This is a genomic window from Falsiphaeobacter marinintestinus (assembly GCF_007923355.1).
GTDB classification, from domain to species: Bacteria; Pseudomonadota; Alphaproteobacteria; order Rhodobacterales; family Rhodobacteraceae; genus Phaeobacter_A; species Phaeobacter_A marinintestinus.
The window spans coordinates 213,070-229,527 of record NZ_VOGO01000001.1; the positions used below are offsets into that span (position 1 = coordinate 213,070).

A 16,458-nucleotide genomic window follows, 5' to 3' on the forward strand; every position below is an offset into this window, starting at 1 on the left:
CATTGCCGAGGCACGGCCCCTGGAAATGCGTGACCACCGTTTGCACCGGCTTACAAAGCAATGCGAACGGATTTGCACAAACCGGCAGAGGTGAACCATGAGCGACCTTCCAGAGACAATGACGGCAATCCTTCAGACCGGAGACGGGTATTCTGGCCGGTTCGACGGGCCGGAAATCACCGACGCAGCGGACTATCTGAAAACTGCAGAGATCCCGGTTCCGACGCCCGGCAAAGGTCAGGTTTTGATCCGCCTTCGGGCCGCGTCTGTGAACCCGTCGGATTTGCACTTTATCAAGGGCGAATACGGACAACCGCGGATCAAGGACACGCCCGCCGGGTTTGAAGGCTGCGGTGATGTGGTGGCGACCGGCCCCGGTGCCGAATGGCTGCAGGGCAATCGGGTGTCTTTCGTTGCCGGAGGGGTTGGGAGCTCGGGTGCGTGGGCCGACTATGCCCAGACAGATGCCAGCATGTGTATCCCGCTGCGTCCCGACGTCAGCGACGAAGACGGATCCGCGCAGATCGTCAACCCGCTGACGGCGATGGCGATGATCGACATCGCTGACAAGGCCGGGGAGGCTGTGGTCATTTCGGCAGCGACCAGCCAGCTGGGCAAACTGATGATCTCGCTTGCGCATGACAAGGGCCTTAAATCCATCGCTCTTGTGCGCCGCGCTGATGCTGTTGAGCCTCTGAAAGCCTTGGGCGCAGATGAGGTTCTGGTGACCACCGACGACGATGTCGTCGCGCAGTTCGCAGCTGCTTCCAAGGCATTGAAACCGATAGCCTTTCTGGATGCGGTATCGGATCAGCTAAGCGAACAACTTTTTGTGGCAATGCCGAACCGTGCACGTTGGATAAGCTATGGCAAGTTGGTGCCCGAGCTGCCGAAGCTGACGCAGATGGGACAGTTGATCTTTATGGGCAAGCAGATCGAAGGCTTCTGGCTAACCCGTTGGATGATGACCACTCCGCGTGAAGATCAGGCCGCCGTCATAGGTGAGGTGCAGGCCCGGTTTGCCGATGGCCGTTGGAAAACCGATGTCGCCGCGCGTCTGACGCTGGATCAGGTCGTGTCTGGCCTGGCCGACGCATTGAAGAAACCAGATGGCAAAGTCATCATCACGCCATGATCAAGACAGGGACAAAGGGGGGAAACGCATGACACATCAAACTCATTTTCGAACGTGCAATATCTGCGAGGCCATGTGTGGCCTGATTATAACGCATGACGAAACGCAGGTGATTTCGATCAAGCCGAACCCCGATGACCCACTGTCGCGCGGCCATATCTGTCCTAAGGCCGTCGCTCTGCAAGACTTCCGCAGCGACCCTGACCGCGTCACCAAACCCCTGTTGAAAGTCGATGGCGTTTTTACCGAAATCAGCTGGGACGAAGCCTTTGATATTGCCGCGTCCCGCCTGCGGGCAGTGCAAGAGGCACATGGGCGTGACGCGGTCGGCGTTTATCTGGGGAATCCGAACGCGCACAAGTTTGGCAACCTGCTGAACCTGCCTGCCCTGATGAAAGCCCTGGGCAGTTCGAACCGCTATTCTTCGGCCACAGCAGATCAGATTCCGCATCACGTCGCGTCGATCCACATGTTGGGGCATCCGATGCTTATGCCGATTCCGGACGTGGATCGTACAGATTTCATGCTCATCCTGGGCGGCAACCCACTTGTCTCAAACGGGTCGATGATGACAGCCCCCGGATTTGGTCGGCGCATGGACGAGATAAAAGCACGAGGTGGCAAGGTCGTGGTAATTGATCCGCGCCGCACCGAGACCGCTGAAAAGGCAAGCGCGCATTACTTCATTCAGCCCGAAGCAGACGCCGTATTGCTTCTGGCTATGATCCGCGAAGTTTTCGCCGCCGGGCTTGACCGGTTGGGACCGCTCGAAGGGCATGTAGAGGGTGTCGATACGCTCCGCGACGCTGTCCAGCCCTTTACACTGGACATGGCAGCCGCGACCACCGGGATCGACGCCAACGATATTCGCAGGCTGGCACATGATTTCGCCAGTTCACCGTCAGCGGTTTGCTATGCTCGCATGGGCGCTTCGACACAAAGCTTTGGTGGATTGTGTCAATGGGCCAGCTATGCCCTGAACCTTATCACCGGCAATTTCGATTCCGAAGGCGGGGCAATGTTTACCACCCCTGCGTTCGACTATGTTGGCATGACATCGCGCAAAGGCCGTGCGCGCACGTACCCTGAACGACGATCGCGGGTGTCCGGGCAGCCGCTTTACAACGGCGAATTCCCGGTCAGTGTGATGGCCGAAGAAATGGAAACCCCCGGGGACGGCCAGATCAAGGCGCTTTTGACCGTGGCTGGAAACCCGGTTCTGACCGCCCCGAACGGGCGTCGGATCGAAGCCGCGCTTGACGATCTGGATTTCATGATCAGCGTCGACATCCACATCAACGATACCACCCGCCACGCCGACATGATCCTGCCGGGAACGGTGGCCCTGGAAGAGGCGGTCTATGACATGGTGTTCCACAGCTTTGCCGTGCGCAACACCGCGACCTATGCCCGCCCGGTGTTCGACCCGCCCGAAGGTGTGATGCAGGAATGGGAACTGATTGCGCGCCTGACTGCCCGCCTTACGGGGGCGAACCAGATCGGGCCTTCTCCAGAACAGGTTCTGAACGCCATGCTGCCCGCAGGCTATCACCCGGATGTCACCGTCGAGGCGATGCTGGATGCAGGTACGGCGTTTGATTTGGGGCCGTTGGTGCCTAATCTGACAGAGCGGCTGGAAACGCATGATGGGCAAATTCAACTGGCTCCGCAGGTCTTTCTGGACGATCTGCCCCGTCTGATGACCCATGCCGACTCCCGCGACGCCCAGTATCCGTTTGCGATGATCGGGCGGCGACAGGTGCGCAGCCACAACAGCTGGACCCAGAACAGCCAACGGCTGGTCAAAGGACGCAACCGGTGCACGGTCGAGATCAACTTTGAAGATGCCAAGAAGCTGGGTATTTCTGACGGAGACGACGTGCAGATATCATCACATGTTGGGGTCGTCACCCTGCCAGCTGAAATCACATCAGCGATGGCACAGGGGGTGGTTTCAATCCCGCAAGGGTGGGGTCAAAGTGGCAAGACCATGCAAGTGGCTGCCGCTGGCAGGACCGTTTCGATCAACGATCTGACAGATGACAAACGGATTGACCCGGTTTCAGGCAACGCCGCTTTCAACGGGGTCCCCGTTCAAATCGAGCTGGCTTCCTGAAGCTCAGAGCAGCAGACAGAAAACGGGCCCGTTGAAAACACCATCCCGCAGCGGTCCCGCCTTTGTCTGTCAATACAGTGCGTTCAACACGTCAATGTATTGGTCTGCTCTTTCACGAGCAGTTTTGAAGGCCGCGTCTCTTAGGGCTTCGCTGTCTGTATCGTCCTTCGAAGACGCGATCACCTGAGATACGGAGTCCAGAAATGCCGTCGGCGTTTTGCACAAAACGACCTCATCCGGGTCGATCCCTGGCACGTCTGACGCGATAACCGGAAGGCCGTGCGCCCGGTACATCTGAATCTTGATCGGGTTCATGAATGACGACACGTCGTCCCGAACATGCGGCATCAATCCGGCGCGCGCATTCAACAGAAGTTCCGTCACCTGATGCTCAAGCAGAGGGCCCCAATACACAACGTTCTCACGCTCGGTCAGATCAGACAATTTCGACCCGACCCGCGTTGCAGTTCCCGCCAGATGCAAGGTCACGTCAGGATCCAGATCTGCAACCTCGGCCAACACTTTCCAGTCTATCCGATCATTCATGTTGCCTGAATAGACCAGATGACATCCCGGTGCTTTGGATGATCCGTTAAAATCGATTTGGTCGTTGCTGTACCAGTTCGGGATGATTGTCGAAAAAGGTTCTTCACAATGGGCGGGCGACAGGAAGCTTCCAGCTTTCAGAAACGCCAGAGTCTCGGGCGAATTCAGGACGATCCCTTTGGCCATCTTGAGCAACGCGTGATACTGCCCGCCCATCTTTAACCGTGACTTGCCGCTGGCCCAGGAAAACTGGTTGTCGACCACATCGACAACACAGCGATAGGCGGACAGGATTCCATAGATCTTTTCCAGACTGGGAACGATGGGGAAAAGTACAATCTTGGTGTTTTCGGGCAAGAACGCTTCGGACACCAGATAAGATGAGAATTCGCCCTTGATCACATGGCTGTTGGCAAAGCCCAGACCGTGGTGTTCGACGCCGAACCTGTCGATATAGGTTCGTGCCAGCTTCTGCTCGATCAGCGGTAAAATGATCTTGGCTTCATGCGAAAACCCTTGCGCGTTTTTTGCCATCGCAGCTTGATCATGGGCGTTATGCAATTCCAAAATCACGACACGGTGACCCGGATACCGGCTTTTGTACGACCGCGCCACCTGATCAATTCGGCGGCCATACAAACCAGAGTCGCTCTGTTTCCAGATCAACAACAGTGTCGGTTTGGCTTCCTTCGGCTTTGCCGGGGATTTTGCTTTTAACGCCCGCATCTCAAACGGAGGGGGCGACGCCACCTTTTCGGCTTTCTCGAAAACGTCATAAACACCTTCCAGCGTAAAGTCTCTGGGCAGAGACACCGAATCCTTGGTCTCGATGGCCGTCAACAGGGCCTCCGAAAACTTGTCAGCGGTGAAAAGGATCGCACCGGGGTAATTCCAAAGGTCAGCGACACTCGCGCTCATCGGTATTAGCGCCGGACGCCCGATAGCCAGCGCGTCCCCGATCTTTGACGAGATCTGATATCGGGTAATGTCACTGTCTTCTTCCAGCCCCGACGGAAACCCGGTGAGAATGACGTCAAATTCTTCCAGGTATTTCTGTAAATCATGCCCTGCGATGTTCTGCTTCACGATCACGCCAAGATCAGCCAGTTCATCAGCAAGAGAAACCGGCTGGAACATGCCATAGACGTGAAACTCGATCTCGCGTTTCAGATGCCATCCCGTGATCTTGATCGCACGCGCGGCTTCAACCATGCCTTTGTGCGGCCGGACTGTCCCGATGAACCCGATCTTTATGGTATCGGATTTGGTCTCCTTTGGGGCTGGGGTGCGCGCGGCGACCCGGGCGTGTCGGGCCAACCCGGCATCCAATTCATCTGCCAGCGACACACTTGCCGCTGTGTGTGCCGTGATTTTGGATTGCAGATACCGCGCCAATGAAACCGAGCTCTTGCCATATACCTTGTCGCCCCCAGACGAATTGGCAAAAAACACTTCGTTGTCATCATGATCCAGCACAAGCCGGGTGTCGGAATTGATCAGGTTGGCGGTCAGTTCAAAGGTCGGCTGGCGTGGCTTACACATCCAGACTGTCGGAAAGGACAAGTCCAAACGCGCCATCATGTCATAAGCTTCGTGGCGTCGACCCCATGGAATCATCAATCGTTTGAGATCGGCACCTTCCAATGGAGGCCAGATCTTGCCACCGAATTCATCGAACAGAAAGCTGACCAGAACAGCCGGGCGCTGCGTCTTGATGACTTGGTAAAGAACGTGAGCGCGCCCCAGCGGGTTATGCGCCCCATCCCAACACGTAACTGCAACACAGTCGGGCTGTTGCGAAATTTCCTTCGCCTCAAGTATCTGCAAGAGCAAATCATCATACCCGCAGCCCTGTGGCGCGATCTTCCTCAGAACAAAGCTGATTTTCTTTCCGTCAAATATGAAAAGCTCAATCACGTCGCCTTGTGTTACGCCCTGAGCCGAAAAGGCAAAGCCCATGTTCCCTGGCAAGCCAAGTGCATGATTGACGTCCGTGCGCGCCCGCTGCCACTCAATAAGCTCAGCGGGGCGTCCATTGACGAACAGAACCGGAAGGATATCTGCCTCAACACATGCGACCCAGCCGGAAATTTCTTTTGAAGAGACAGTGTCGATATTGCCCATGACGTAACTTGGGTCGGCAAAGGGCGTGTCAATGTGGTTCATATCCCGCATCTCCCCAAATGCTCGTGCTTCTTAGTATTGATGAACGTGCAAAGCAGATGAATTTTGCCAATCACACGTTGTTGTTGTGTTCCGATTGACGTCACAAGCTCGTTTTCTCTTTACAGTTCGATCGCCGCACCGAAGACGGTGCAGGCAAATCACAGCCATTCTGAGCGATAACAATGCCAGCCAGTTTTCTGTCGCCCAGCACTTCCGACATCACCCGCTGAAAAGATCCGTCATCAAGGCTACTGCCAAACACGAAGCGGCCCGTCGCGTCCTGTACGCAGACCGACCTCACATTCTCAAGTTCGGCGATTCGTCCGGCTTGTGCTGAGTCAACTTGATCCTGACCGCCAAAGATTTGGATGCGCGACGTGGTCGAATTTGCAATCAGATCGCCGAGATCACAAGTACTGCGGCTGAGCGTCCTGTTCGCCTTTCGAAACAGCAGGTACCGAGGCGAATACTTTGCCTCAAACGTATCGCCTACGGCAATTGCAGCCTCACGGCGATGCACCAATCCTTGTGTCTCCCGCTGGTGCACGGCAGATTCAAGCACACCAACGCTGTTGCCAGCGACAATATCGCTCTGTGGGGCGGCCTCCTGAGGCATCCAAAAAATTCACTTCATATATGGGCTAGTCGGGTTGTGACTACTGAGTAGACCTTAAGAAGTATCACCCATTAGTTGTGCCTTCAACTTATTTCATGAAGCCGTACAGTGTTCAGGGACAGGCCCTGCGAGTTACACACTTAGCTCTGCCAGAGGTTCAGTGCGACAGGAATTTCTTGCAAGGGGTGTTGCAACTTCGTGGTCTTTTTTGGCCATTTCCATCCGTTCCTGACCAACCCCACCCTCAAACGCCAACGTATCCGAATACTTAGGCGCATCCTGACAATACATTTGGAAAAAACAATGTATTCCATTTACTTGCGCCGTTTCACGTAAACTGTGAGTTTGGGCACGCAGAACATGGTTTTCACCTAAGATCACTGATACCTGCAGAAAAGATCGGCTCGTGACGAGGTATATCTAACTCGGAATAAGTTCGGATGCCCAAACGCAAACGATATTTGCAACTCCGATTATTTATACAAAGCCCCATCGTTTTTTTATACTGTTTTTCTGATCAAGTTAAACAAGCTCCAGACTCTTAAAATATCAACCTATGGGAGAGATCATAACCCACTCAGCTATCGTGATTTTCAGGTAAGCGCCGTTGAAAATGCTCACGGATTAAACGACCGGAACCTTGCTCATAAACCGGTTGCATTATCGCTTCCGCCAGGCCCCGAGATTAATTCGATCTTTATCGGATGCTTTCTGGCCGATGCTTATGCTGAACCGATTCAGACGCCGCTCCCGCCGTTTCACAAGAAACGGCTCGCACGGCGTCCAGTTTAGGCGTCAAAAAGGGGGGCGTGGCAGACTGTTTCACTACACGGCAGGGTTATGCGAAGCATGATCCCGAGCGGGGGGACGAAGGGCAGTATGCACACGAAGCTGCATACCGTCTGTGACGGTCAGGGCCGACCGCTCAGCCTTCTTATCACCGCTGGACACCCCTCTCTCGGCGATGCGCGCACCGCCTGCCCCAAGGTTTTCCTATCCGCAATCGCCCTGGCTGCAATCGTCATCTATTGGCTATGCGTCGTGAGCCAAAAGCTCAGAGACCGGTATCGATCATCCCGGTTGTGGCGTCATAAATCCACCCCCGGTCGCGGACCATGCGAAGGGGGTGTCCGCGAAGCCGCTGATACGATCGCGCGAGTTCTTTTAGCGCATACACAGCCTTGTCTTGCCCATCCGTGGTCGTGCCGCCGTGGATTTGGTGAAAGGTGGCTTCGCCCGCAATGCGGATCTGTTGCGTTCCGGGTAACTCCAGCGCACGGAAAAACATGTCAGGGTTTGCTGCCCCACCGCCGGTCTCGGTGAAAGCAGGATCGAACCCGCCAAGGGCACGCCAGTCGCCGGTTCGCAAAAACAGCGCATTTGACTCAAGCATCGGCCCGGCAACATCTTTCATTTCTGGCGATGCAATCGAAAAGAAATCTGTGGCAGGCGACGGCCAGCCTGCCTTTGTCAGAAGATCGTCTTCGACTTGAGCGCAATACCCGTCATGCACGCTGACGGCCTGACGGTTCGGGCCAAGCTGCCAGTTTGGCACTGCAATGACAGGATGCTCATGCAAACGCGAGGCGTTGTGCACCGCGCGCAGCAACCCGCCAGACGCCATGCGTGCCCCGTCGATCCAAGCCCCTGTCACCCGCCCTCGGGCCATCGACAATGCCTGGTTCATGGCAGCGACCGGAGACACAGATGGCTCTGAAACGGTCAAAATGCGCGGAACGGGATCCATCCGTGGGGCCTGTGGCACCTGATCCGACCCGTTGTCGACGACAATAATCTCATAATCAAGGTCGCCGATCCCTTGCTGAAATGCACGCGACAAAGACCAAAGCGTGCGCGGCACTTCTCGCGACATTTGCCAGCAAACCAGCGCAATGCTAAGGTCTGGTCGTGTCACGCTGTGGTTTCCACGCCGTGCTTTTCTGCAAATTGCGCGGCAAAACAAGCCATACTGGGGTCTTTATACGATTTGATCGGGTCGATGGCCTTCAGGCACTCTTCATCCCTTAAGCCCGCCATGACGACCGCTTCGTCACTGTCCAGCCCCAGGACATCAAAAGTCGCCTCTGCGTCAATCGTTGACGGTTTGTTATCCGGCACGGAAGCAATGTACTGAACCATCCAATCCTTGGCGCGATTTTCCATTCTTTGTACTCCTGCGACGTCGTCAGACACTTGTATACTTTGCGACCCAAGTTTCAATCTGTTGCGAAGGTTCCTGAATGGATAGCCCTGGCAGGGCGACTTAGGATGCTGCTGGCTGTCACGGATGGCCGATGTTAAGCCACGCTGCTTTTCCTGCCTGTTTTCCGGAAAGAACTGCGGGGGTCTGTTCGGGCACATCCGGGATCCCTGAGACCCGACATGGACTGGCAACTGGACGCTTCACACCCCCATTGAGTTACCTTTGGTCTTTGAACCGCTGTGACGGGTTTGATTGCAGGTTCCGGCATCCCAGCCACCATTTTATCCGCTTGATAAAAAGGCACCTACGGGCGACACACGTCTATACAGCCCGACGAATTCAGAAGGATCTGCCCCAATGAGCAAGCAACGCATTCTTGTGTTTGGTTTCTCCAACGTTGCCACGACCGCTGGTTTCTCGGTCCCTCTGATCGAACGGATGCAGACCTCGCACCCCGATGTCGAAATGGTACGCGTCGGGTTGGGAGCCTTGTTGCCGCATGTGGTCCCGCCCTATTTACGCGTGGCCAATGAGTTGCTTGGCCCGTTCACCGATGTGCTTCTTGAGATCACAAGCTCGGCTTACTCGCATTCTCGCATTGTCACTGAGGCGTCGGGAACAGAGTTGCTTTTGGATTGCATTCACGCTGTTGCCGAGATGGGCGCCCGCCCGTCCTTCATGCTGCACTACCGTAACCGGCAGGGCGCCGAACTGCTGGATTTCGAAGGGCTGACCCGAAAACTATGCGCCGAATACAACATTCCTCTTCTGGATCTGGCGGGCGCGATGGTTGCAGAAAAGGGCGTCGAATATATGAACGGGCTTCTCCGAGATGTCGCTCATACCGGCGAAGAAGGGTCGGCCCTGTTTGCCGAGCGGGGGCAAACCTTCCTGACCCAGATGTTGGAACAGGATCCTAAGCCAGACCTTGATCGCGTGCCGCTTCCCCAATGGCGACGCGAATGCATGGACTTCTCCGGCCTGATGGACCACATGCCCAAGGCCCAACTCGAATGTTCCAGCCTGAAACTACCCTATGCAGTGTTCTCAGAAAACAGCCGGGCGACCATCGATCTGGGCCAGAGCCATCGCGTCATGGCGCTACCGTTTCTGTTTCATCCAGGTGGCGGTCATGCGGACCTGAGCGTAGACGGCTCCGATCCGCTTCGGCTGACTTCAATCGACCCCGTTAGCTATTTCACCCGAATTGGCGCATTCGGATTTGATTTTTACAGAGGCCGTGAATTCAGAACGCTTGAAATTGGCCCCGTTTCAGATGCGCCCGATGTCAAACTGTTGCGGCGGGAAAAAACCAAACCGACTCTGAATTACATTGGTGCACCGATCATCATGCGCCCCACGGAGTAACCTCCGCGAGGCGCAGAAGTGTTATTTTTGCGGGTGCAACACCCAGGACTGTCGGCTGTCTTCAATTTCGAACCCGTGTTCCAGCGCGAACTCTTTGATGTTGCGCTGCATGACCATTTCACCGGTTTCATCCGGCCACAGCCAATCGTCACCACACAATACCGCGTCCGGGAACAAGCTGAGCGCCGTGTCCAGATCGTCTCGGTGCTTGAACGCATCGATATAGATCATTTCAAGCGGCACGTTCCGATCACTCAGGTATTTCAGGGCCTCGGGCGAATAGCGCCGCACCGGGATAAAGCGCTCTTTGTACAGCCGCAGATTGTTCATTGCGACGCTGAAATTGCCATACTTCCGGATCAGGTCCGCAATCCGCGTAACCTCGTCATCGGGAAGGTGCACGACGTGGCGCATCATATTGGCATCATTGGCCATCTGTTCGACGTAGTTGGCCCAGCTGTTTTCCCATGGGTCAACACCAATCAGGGTCAGGTCCGGCTTGCATTGCAACCAATGCAAAGCTGAGCCGCCCAGAAAACAGCCGACTTCAACCATCAGAGTGATGTCATTGTCATGAATGGCCTTAAAGATGATCTCGCGCCCACCATCGCCATTACAATCCAACGCCAGGTGAAAAGGAGCATGATCACCGTAAGGGAAATTGGGCCAAGGGTTATCGCGGCGCAGGTTGTCCAGACCGCTGATCAGCGACGGTTTGGTGCTTTCCTCTTCACTCTCGACAAGCGTCGTACGGGTCTGGTTTTCGCCCTGCTTTGCGACGGCCGCAGGCGCCGTAGCTTGCGCCGTCGACGTGCGTTGAACAGACGTTTCACGTTTCAGTTTTGCAGCCACTTCGACCGCAGGCGGCGTGCCGCCCTTGCGATAATGGAAAATGCTGTGGGACGAGATCCCACGCCACGCATCGGTCGGGATCACGGCGCTGCGCAACTCGTCACGGCTGAAAATCTCGGCCATTTCGACCAGATGTTTGTGATCGCCCCAAACATCGCGCAGCATTTCGGTCAGGCTTTCGGTTCCGAAAATACGCATGTGGTCTTCTTGCCCGAAACGCGTCTTGCGCTCGGCTTCGGTCAGATCGGGCGACAGATCTTCGGCGGTTGTCGTACCGCGGAACGGGACCGACAGGAAATGCAGACCACCCGGCGCCAGGATTCGATCCATTTCGCGCAAAACGGCCGATACATCACATGGCACGTGTTCCAAAACGTGCGAGTGCAGGATCAGATCATAGCTTTCGTCCGCAATATCCGCCAGATCCGTGCACAGATCCAGTTTGCGCACCGTCACGATCTTGCTTGCGTACCGCTCCGGGTCAAAATCCGTTGCATGATATTTGTCGCCGGACAATTCCTTGAACCGCCGCACCAGCCCCATTTCCGGGGCCAGATGCAGCACGCGAGCGCCTTCCTTGAAGCCACCCAGCTTTTCCAACAACATCCACATCATGCGGTTACGTTCGACGGCCCGACACGAACTGCAGCGGGCATTCACACGGCCGTTGAAATCTTCGAATTGATCGCTGCCACAGATCGGGCATTTAAGGTCGGGCAAAGCTGGCGGCGTATACGCCTGACGAACAGCTGCCGGTTCAGACGCAATACGGCGTTTGACGGGCGATCCGGTGATCTTGCGCATCACGAAAGTTGCATTGGTGTGACATGGCGGAACGGCACTGCTGCGCCGAATGATGGACAGCTTGCCGCCCAACCCTTCAATCATGTCAGTAACATTGGCACCATAGTCCGTGTAGACAAGACATTTCGATCCATCGCCCGAATTGTGATACCGCGCCGGTTTGATGTGCACTTCTTCACCGTTTTCCATCGCTACCCGGGCCGTGGATCGATCTGGAAAGGGAAAGTCGTTCGGGATTGAGAACAGGTGAATGCCACCGGGCTTCAGCACCCGAAGGGTTTCCTCAAACGCTGTGCGAATATCAAACAGATGCTCCATGACATCGCTGCTGATGATCAGATCAAAGCTGTCGTCCTCAAAGGTCAGCGCCGTCAGATCTTCGTTTTGCACGCCTTCCGGAGTCATTTCGCCCAGATCCATATCCGGCCAGAAATAAGATTGCGTATATTGCGGCAAACCTTTCAGATGCCGCACGAACGGCCCGCGCAGGGCTGGTTCGAAAATCGACACCTGATTCAGATAGCCGCCATTCGCCAGTTCCCTTAGCGATGTGGCTTGTCCCCGTCCAAATTCATCGATGATAATGCTGGCCTGATCCCGCCAGCGCAACGTGAACCGGCAACTCGGACACGCATAACTTTCCCGCAACGAACGCTCGTCTCCGCGCTCAAACGTTCCAGTATGTCCACAGATCGAGCATGTGGCTTCAATGATTGGACTGCTCACGGGATGCGCTTCCTATTTCAAATGCGACGATGCAATCAATGTTTGCCTGCCCGGTACACGATAGCTGCTCAGGGCAAAGCCACAACTGCTTGAACAGACCTAACCCAAGGCAGGATTGTAGCCAAGACAAGGATCTAAAAAGGTCGGCAATTTCTGTCGTTGGGACATTGTGATCGCCAGATGTCAGGACGCAACGATGTGGTTGTGGCGAATATGCAGATAGGAACGCCGACCCGTATCGGGTTCCGTTAAACGCAAAGGAGAGAGTGGTGGGTGATGAGAGGCTCGAACTCCCGACATCTTCGGTGTAAACGAAGCGCTCTACCAACTGAGCTAATCACCCGATCTGCGTCGATCTAAACAAGGTTGCGCGGACGTGCAAGAGGGTGTTGGCAGATTTTCTACACCTCAGACATTCCGGCGTTGCGGAACGGTGCCATCCGGGCCAATGCGTTCATATTCTCCACTCGACAGGCGATACAGAATCCCCTGCCCGCCCTCCAGCGCCGCAAAAGCAGACAATGGCAGATCCAGTGCCACACATCGCATCATGCGGCTGGTGATCCCATGGGTCACGATCACGGCCGGTCCGGACAGATCCGTCAAAAAACTGCGAACCCGCGACGCCAGATCCTTCAGGCTTTCGCCGCCCGGCGCCTGCCCGTACCAGGACATAGCAGACGGATCTTCGAACAGATGTGGGGCGGCTTCGTGGATTTCGCTGCGCATCCGCCCGGTCCAGTTCCCCATCTCGATCTCACGCAGACGCGCGTCGGTGACGATTTGCGTGTCATGCCCCTGCGCCGCAATTCGAGCCGTTTCAACCGCGCGGCCCTGCGGTGACGTAAACCAACCGTGCGAAGACGCGCCCTGCCCGGCAATCAGTGCATTCTGCGCCCGTGCCTGCGACCGCCCGGTTTCGGTCAAAGGGCTGTCCAACGCGCCTTGCATCCGGCCCAGACGGTTCCATTCAGTTTCGCCATGTCTGAGGATCAGCAGTTCTGGCAGGTCTATCATCTTGCGTTGCCTTATTGAAAATCCGTCAGGGGGGATTCTTGGAAAAGCAAGCCATACGACCTGCACGATACCCTTCCGACCTTGACCGAATATGTGCGTTAAGCCTGCTTTGTCCACTCTCATCGTGGCTATCTGCGTTAGGAGTTGGCGCCCGTTGACTGTGTCGCCTACCCGTTGCATTGGACGGCTGATTTGGCGCTGATAATACGGATTCAGAGTTTGTTCAGAGAATCAGCCCATCCTTAGCGCAAAGGATGGAGACGCCTTATGACAACCAAAACGGATTTGCTGCAGCGCTGGTATGATGAGGTCTGGGTACACGGCAACCTGGACGCAATCGACAAATTCTTTGTCCCCGACCTGGTCGCCACCGGGATCGTGCCCGAGATGCAGATGGGCCGCGATGACTTTCAGGATCTTGTGGTCGCATTTCGCGCCCACGTGGGCGAAATTGATGTCCGGCTCCCCAAAACCGTGGAACATGATGATTGGCTGGCCGCCTTTCTGCATGTGCATACCACCCGCGCCGACAATGGGGCCCCGATCGAAGTGACGGGGCAGGTCATGGCCCGGTTCGAAGGCGACCAGATCGTCGAAGCGTATAATCAGTTCGATTTCGTTTCCCTGTTTGAACAACTGGGCCAACTGCCCGAAGATACAATTCCGATCTGCATGACGGGTCAGCAGCTCGAATGGGCCTGACCCGGGGAGGTCTCACCGCTTGACCCCGCTCTTTGGCATGAGGTAAAAGCTGGTATGGGGTTCAAAAGCGAACGCCCCGTCAGGCTCAGGCCCAAGTTCGCGTTCTTTGTCGATACTTGTCGAAGGATGCACCATGGCCTCTCTAAATACCATTTCTCCGCCAAAACTGATGCGCCTGATCGGAACCGATCAAGCGCCCGTTCTAATCGATGTCCGAACCAGTTCTGACTCTGCGGAAAACCCTTTTCTGATTCCGACCGCGTTCCATTGTCCGCATGATCAGATTGCCGCGTTGGCTCCAGATCTTTCCGTTCAGACCGTGGTCATCATCTGTCATAAGGGACTGAAACTGAGCCACGGTTCTGCCGCTCTGTTGCGCGCCCGGGGCGTGTCCGCCATCTCCCTCGAAGGTGGCATGGTCAACTGGATTGACGCAGGCCTCCCCACAATTCCGGTTGCGGCGATTGCCGACGGCTGGACAGGCACACCGACCCGCTGGGTTACCCGCCACCGGCCAAAGATCGACAGGATCGCCTGCCCCTGGCTGATCCGGCGCTTTATCGATCCGAAGGCCGATTTTCTGTTTGTCCCCCCTTCCGAAGTTGCTGCAGTGGCCGATCGATTTGACGCCATTCCGTTCGACACGCCGGACGCCCCCTGGACGCATGACAAAGAGCTCTGCACATTCGATGCGATGCTGAAAGGGTTCGGGCTGAACACTCCTCCTTTGGATAAGATGGCGGCCGTCATTCGCGCAGCCGACACTGGCGACCTTGACGGCACGCCAGAAGCCGCCGGACTGCTGGCACTGTCTGTCGGATTGTCACGTGTCCACAAAGATGACCTGACACAGATGGAGGCCGGCTTCGTCCTCTATGACGCTCTCTATCGTTGGGCCCGGGATGGCGCAGGCGAAACCCACAGCTGGCCGGAGCATCACACCAAATGACCCCGACCTATTCTGAACTGTTCCGCGTCTTCGGGCGCATCGGGCTTTTGTCCTTTGGCGGGCCCGCCGCCCAGATCGCACTGATGCACCGGGAACTTGTGGAAGAACGCGACTGGCTAAACGAAGACGGGTTTCTGCGCGCATTATCACTGTGCATGCTTTTGCCGGGCCCCGAGGCCATGCAACTTGCGACCTATGCAGGGTGGCGGTTGCGCGGAACAGCCGGCGGACTGTTGGCCGGGGCGCTGTTCGTGGTGCCCGGCGCCTTGATCATTGCCCTTTTGGTTTGGCTCTACGCGATCTTTGGCGACCTGCCACTGGTGCAGGGCGCGTTTCTGGGCATCAAGGCGGCGGTGATCGTCATCGTTCTGCAAGCTTTGAAGAAAGTGTCGTCCAAAGCGCTCACCTCGCCATCAGCGTGGGTTCTGGCGGGGCTGGCCTTCTTGGCGATCTTCGCGCTGAACCTTCCTTTCCCATTGATCATTGCCGCAGCAGCATTGTGGGGTTGGCTCTCCGCGACAGAGACGGATGTCAAAGACGTTCCTCCGCCGCACAATGCGAGGCCCCTGCGCACGATCTTGGTCTGGGGAACGCTCTGGCTGGTGCCACTTGTGATGCTCAGCCTGACTGGGCAAACCCTGCTGGCTGATATCGGATGGTTCTTTGCAAAACTCGCAGTTGTAACCTTTGGCGGAGCCTATGCCGTGCTCGCCTACATGACGCAGACCGTCGTGGGCGATTATCAGTGGATGACGACGTCCCAGATGATTGATGCGCTAGGGTTGGCCGAAACCACGCCCGGGCCCCTGATTCTTGTGACCCAATTCGTCGCTATGCTGACCGGGTATCTGCAAAGCGGCCCCGGCATGGCAATCGCTGCGGGAATCGTTGCGCTTTGGGCCACGTTCACGCCCTGTTTTCTGTGGATATTTCTGGCCGGACCGTACCTTGAGCAAATCTCGTCCCGGCCGCGCCTGTCTGCAGCCCTCTCGGCCATCACGGCAGCTGTTGTCGGCGTCATCCTGAATTTGTCAGTCTGGTTCGCCCTGCATGTCTGGTTTTCGTCAGTTCGCGTCGTTGGCAGTGGTCCAGTCGCGATCCCGCTCCCGGATCTGTCGACGCTGGATGTGCGCGCCGCCATCCTGACACTTCTTGCTGCGGTGCTAATGTTGGGGCTGAAACAGGGAATGTCGATGACGCTTGCTGTCGGAGCAGGCGTTTCGACGATATGGACCCTGATATCCACATGAAAGCCGCG

At 56.2% G+C, this 16,458-nt stretch carries 12 protein-coding genes and 1 tRNA gene; 6 read left to right on the forward strand and 7 right to left on the reverse strand.

Features of this window, described 5'->3' with window-relative positions:
- Positions 1 to 97 precede the first annotated feature (97 nt).
- The gene (locus FOY56_RS01020; RefSeq protein ID WP_146343926.1) at positions 98 to 1,135 is read left to right on the forward strand and encodes an alcohol dehydrogenase catalytic domain-containing protein; all 1,038 of its coding nucleotides are present in this window, start codon (positions 98 to 100) and stop codon (positions 1,133 to 1,135) included.
- Positions 1,136 to 1,163: 28 nt separating this feature from the next.
- A complete protein-coding gene (locus tag FOY56_RS01025) occupies positions 1,164 to 3,251 on the forward strand; it encodes a molybdopterin-dependent oxidoreductase (protein ID WP_146343927.1) in 2,088 nt (695 codons plus the stop codon).
- Between the two features lie 69 nt (positions 3,252 to 3,320).
- Here the strand turns inward: FOY56_RS01025 and FOY56_RS01030 are convergent, their stop codons facing one another.
- The 4 genes from FOY56_RS01030 to FOY56_RS01050 all read right to left on the reverse strand — a co-directional run bounded on the left by FOY56_RS01030 (position 3,321) and on the right by FOY56_RS01050 (position 8,742).
- Positions 3,321 to 5,963 carry a glycosyltransferase gene (locus tag FOY56_RS01030; RefSeq protein ID WP_186766213.1) on the reverse strand — a complete coding sequence of 881 codons (2,643 nt, stop codon included), beginning with the start codon at positions 5,961 to 5,963 and terminating at the stop codon, positions 3,321 to 3,323.
- 100 nt (positions 5,964 to 6,063) lie between these two features.
- Positions 6,064 to 6,579, reverse strand: coding sequence for a hypothetical protein (locus FOY56_RS01035; protein WP_146343930.1), 516 nt, complete (start codon positions 6,577 to 6,579; stop codon positions 6,064 to 6,066).
- A 1,054-nt stretch (positions 6,580 to 7,633) separates the two neighbouring features.
- On the reverse strand, positions 7,634 to 8,494 hold the full coding sequence (locus FOY56_RS01045; protein ID WP_146343931.1) for a glycosyltransferase family 2 protein: 861 nt from the start codon (positions 8,492 to 8,494) through the stop codon (positions 7,634 to 7,636).
- Positions 8,491 to 8,742: a hypothetical protein gene (locus FOY56_RS01050; protein WP_146343932.1), complete on the reverse strand. Its 252-nt coding sequence runs from the start codon at positions 8,740 to 8,742 to the stop codon at positions 8,491 to 8,493. The genes FOY56_RS01045 and FOY56_RS01050 overlap by 4 nt, the downstream gene beginning before the upstream one ends.
- Before the next feature lie 397 nt (positions 8,743 to 9,139).
- Between FOY56_RS01050 and FOY56_RS01055 the strand changes: the two genes are divergently transcribed.
- On the forward strand, positions 9,140 to 10,150 hold the full coding sequence (locus FOY56_RS01055; RefSeq protein WP_146343933.1) for a hypothetical protein: 1,011 nt from the start codon (positions 9,140 to 9,142) through the stop codon (positions 10,148 to 10,150).
- A gap of 21 nt (positions 10,151 to 10,171) precedes the next feature.
- Here FOY56_RS01055 and FOY56_RS01060 read toward each other — a convergent pair whose 3' ends face one another.
- From FOY56_RS01060 to FOY56_RS01070, 3 genes are all read right to left on the reverse strand, one after another.
- Complete coding sequence (locus tag FOY56_RS01060) at positions 10,172 to 12,532, reverse strand: class I SAM-dependent methyltransferase (RefSeq protein WP_246139381.1); 2,361 nt, start codon at positions 12,530 to 12,532, stop codon at positions 10,172 to 10,174.
- 267 nt (positions 12,533 to 12,799) lie between these two features.
- Positions 12,800 to 12,875 (reverse strand) — tRNA-Val (locus FOY56_RS01065).
- 65 nt (positions 12,876 to 12,940) lie between these two features.
- A complete protein-coding gene (locus tag FOY56_RS01070; protein WP_146343935.1) occupies positions 12,941 to 13,549 on the reverse strand; it encodes a histidine phosphatase family protein in 609 nt (202 codons plus the stop codon).
- A 267-nt stretch (positions 13,550 to 13,816) separates the two neighbouring features.
- Between FOY56_RS01070 and FOY56_RS01075 the strand changes: the two genes are divergently transcribed.
- The 3 genes from FOY56_RS01075 to chrA all read left to right on the forward strand — a co-directional run bounded on the left by FOY56_RS01075 (position 13,817) and on the right by chrA (position 16,450).
- The gene (locus FOY56_RS01075) at positions 13,817 to 14,251 is read left to right on the forward strand and encodes an ester cyclase (RefSeq protein WP_146343937.1); all 435 of its coding nucleotides are present in this window, start codon (positions 13,817 to 13,819) and stop codon (positions 14,249 to 14,251) included.
- Between the two features lie 133 nt (positions 14,252 to 14,384).
- The gene (locus FOY56_RS01080; protein WP_146343939.1) at positions 14,385 to 15,200 is read left to right on the forward strand and encodes a chromate resistance protein ChrB domain-containing protein; all 816 of its coding nucleotides are present in this window, start codon (positions 14,385 to 14,387) and stop codon (positions 15,198 to 15,200) included.
- Positions 15,197 to 16,450, forward strand: coding sequence for a chromate efflux transporter (gene chrA, locus FOY56_RS01085; RefSeq protein WP_146343941.1), 1,254 nt, complete (start codon positions 15,197 to 15,199; stop codon positions 16,448 to 16,450). The genes FOY56_RS01080 and chrA overlap by 4 nt, the downstream gene beginning before the upstream one ends.
- The last annotated feature ends 8 nt before the right edge of the window (positions 16,451 to 16,458 follow it).

Excerpts from the sequence above, each read along its gene's own strand:
- FOY56_RS01020 (WP_146343926.1), top strand. The coding sequence starts at position 98 with ATGAGCGACCTTCCAGAGACAATGACGGCAATCCTTCAGACCGGAGAC.
- FOY56_RS01025 (WP_146343927.1), top strand. The coding sequence starts at position 1,164 with ATGACACATCAAACTCATTTTCGAACGTGCAATATCTGCGAGGCCATG.
- FOY56_RS01030 (WP_186766213.1), bottom strand. The coding sequence starts at position 5,963 with ATGAACCACATTGACACGCCCTTTGCCGACCCAAGTTACGTCATGGGC.
- FOY56_RS01035 (WP_146343930.1), bottom strand. The coding sequence starts at position 6,579 with ATGCCTCAGGAGGCCGCCCCACAGAGCGATATTGTCGCTGGCAACAGC.
- FOY56_RS01050 (WP_146343932.1), bottom strand. The coding sequence starts at position 8,742 with ATGGAAAATCGCGCCAAGGATTGGATGGTTCAGTACATTGCTTCCGTG.
- FOY56_RS01055 (WP_146343933.1), top strand. The coding sequence starts at position 9,140 with ATGAGCAAGCAACGCATTCTTGTGTTTGGTTTCTCCAACGTTGCCACG.
- FOY56_RS01070 (WP_146343935.1), bottom strand. The coding sequence starts at position 13,549 with ATGATAGACCTGCCAGAACTGCTGATCCTCAGACATGGCGAAACTGAA.
- FOY56_RS01075 (WP_146343937.1), top strand. The coding sequence starts at position 13,817 with ATGACAACCAAAACGGATTTGCTGCAGCGCTGGTATGATGAGGTCTGG.
- FOY56_RS01080 (WP_146343939.1), top strand. The coding sequence starts at position 14,385 with ATGGCCTCTCTAAATACCATTTCTCCGCCAAAACTGATGCGCCTGATC.
- chrA (WP_146343941.1), top strand. The coding sequence starts at position 15,197 with ATGACCCCGACCTATTCTGAACTGTTCCGCGTCTTCGGGCGCATCGGG.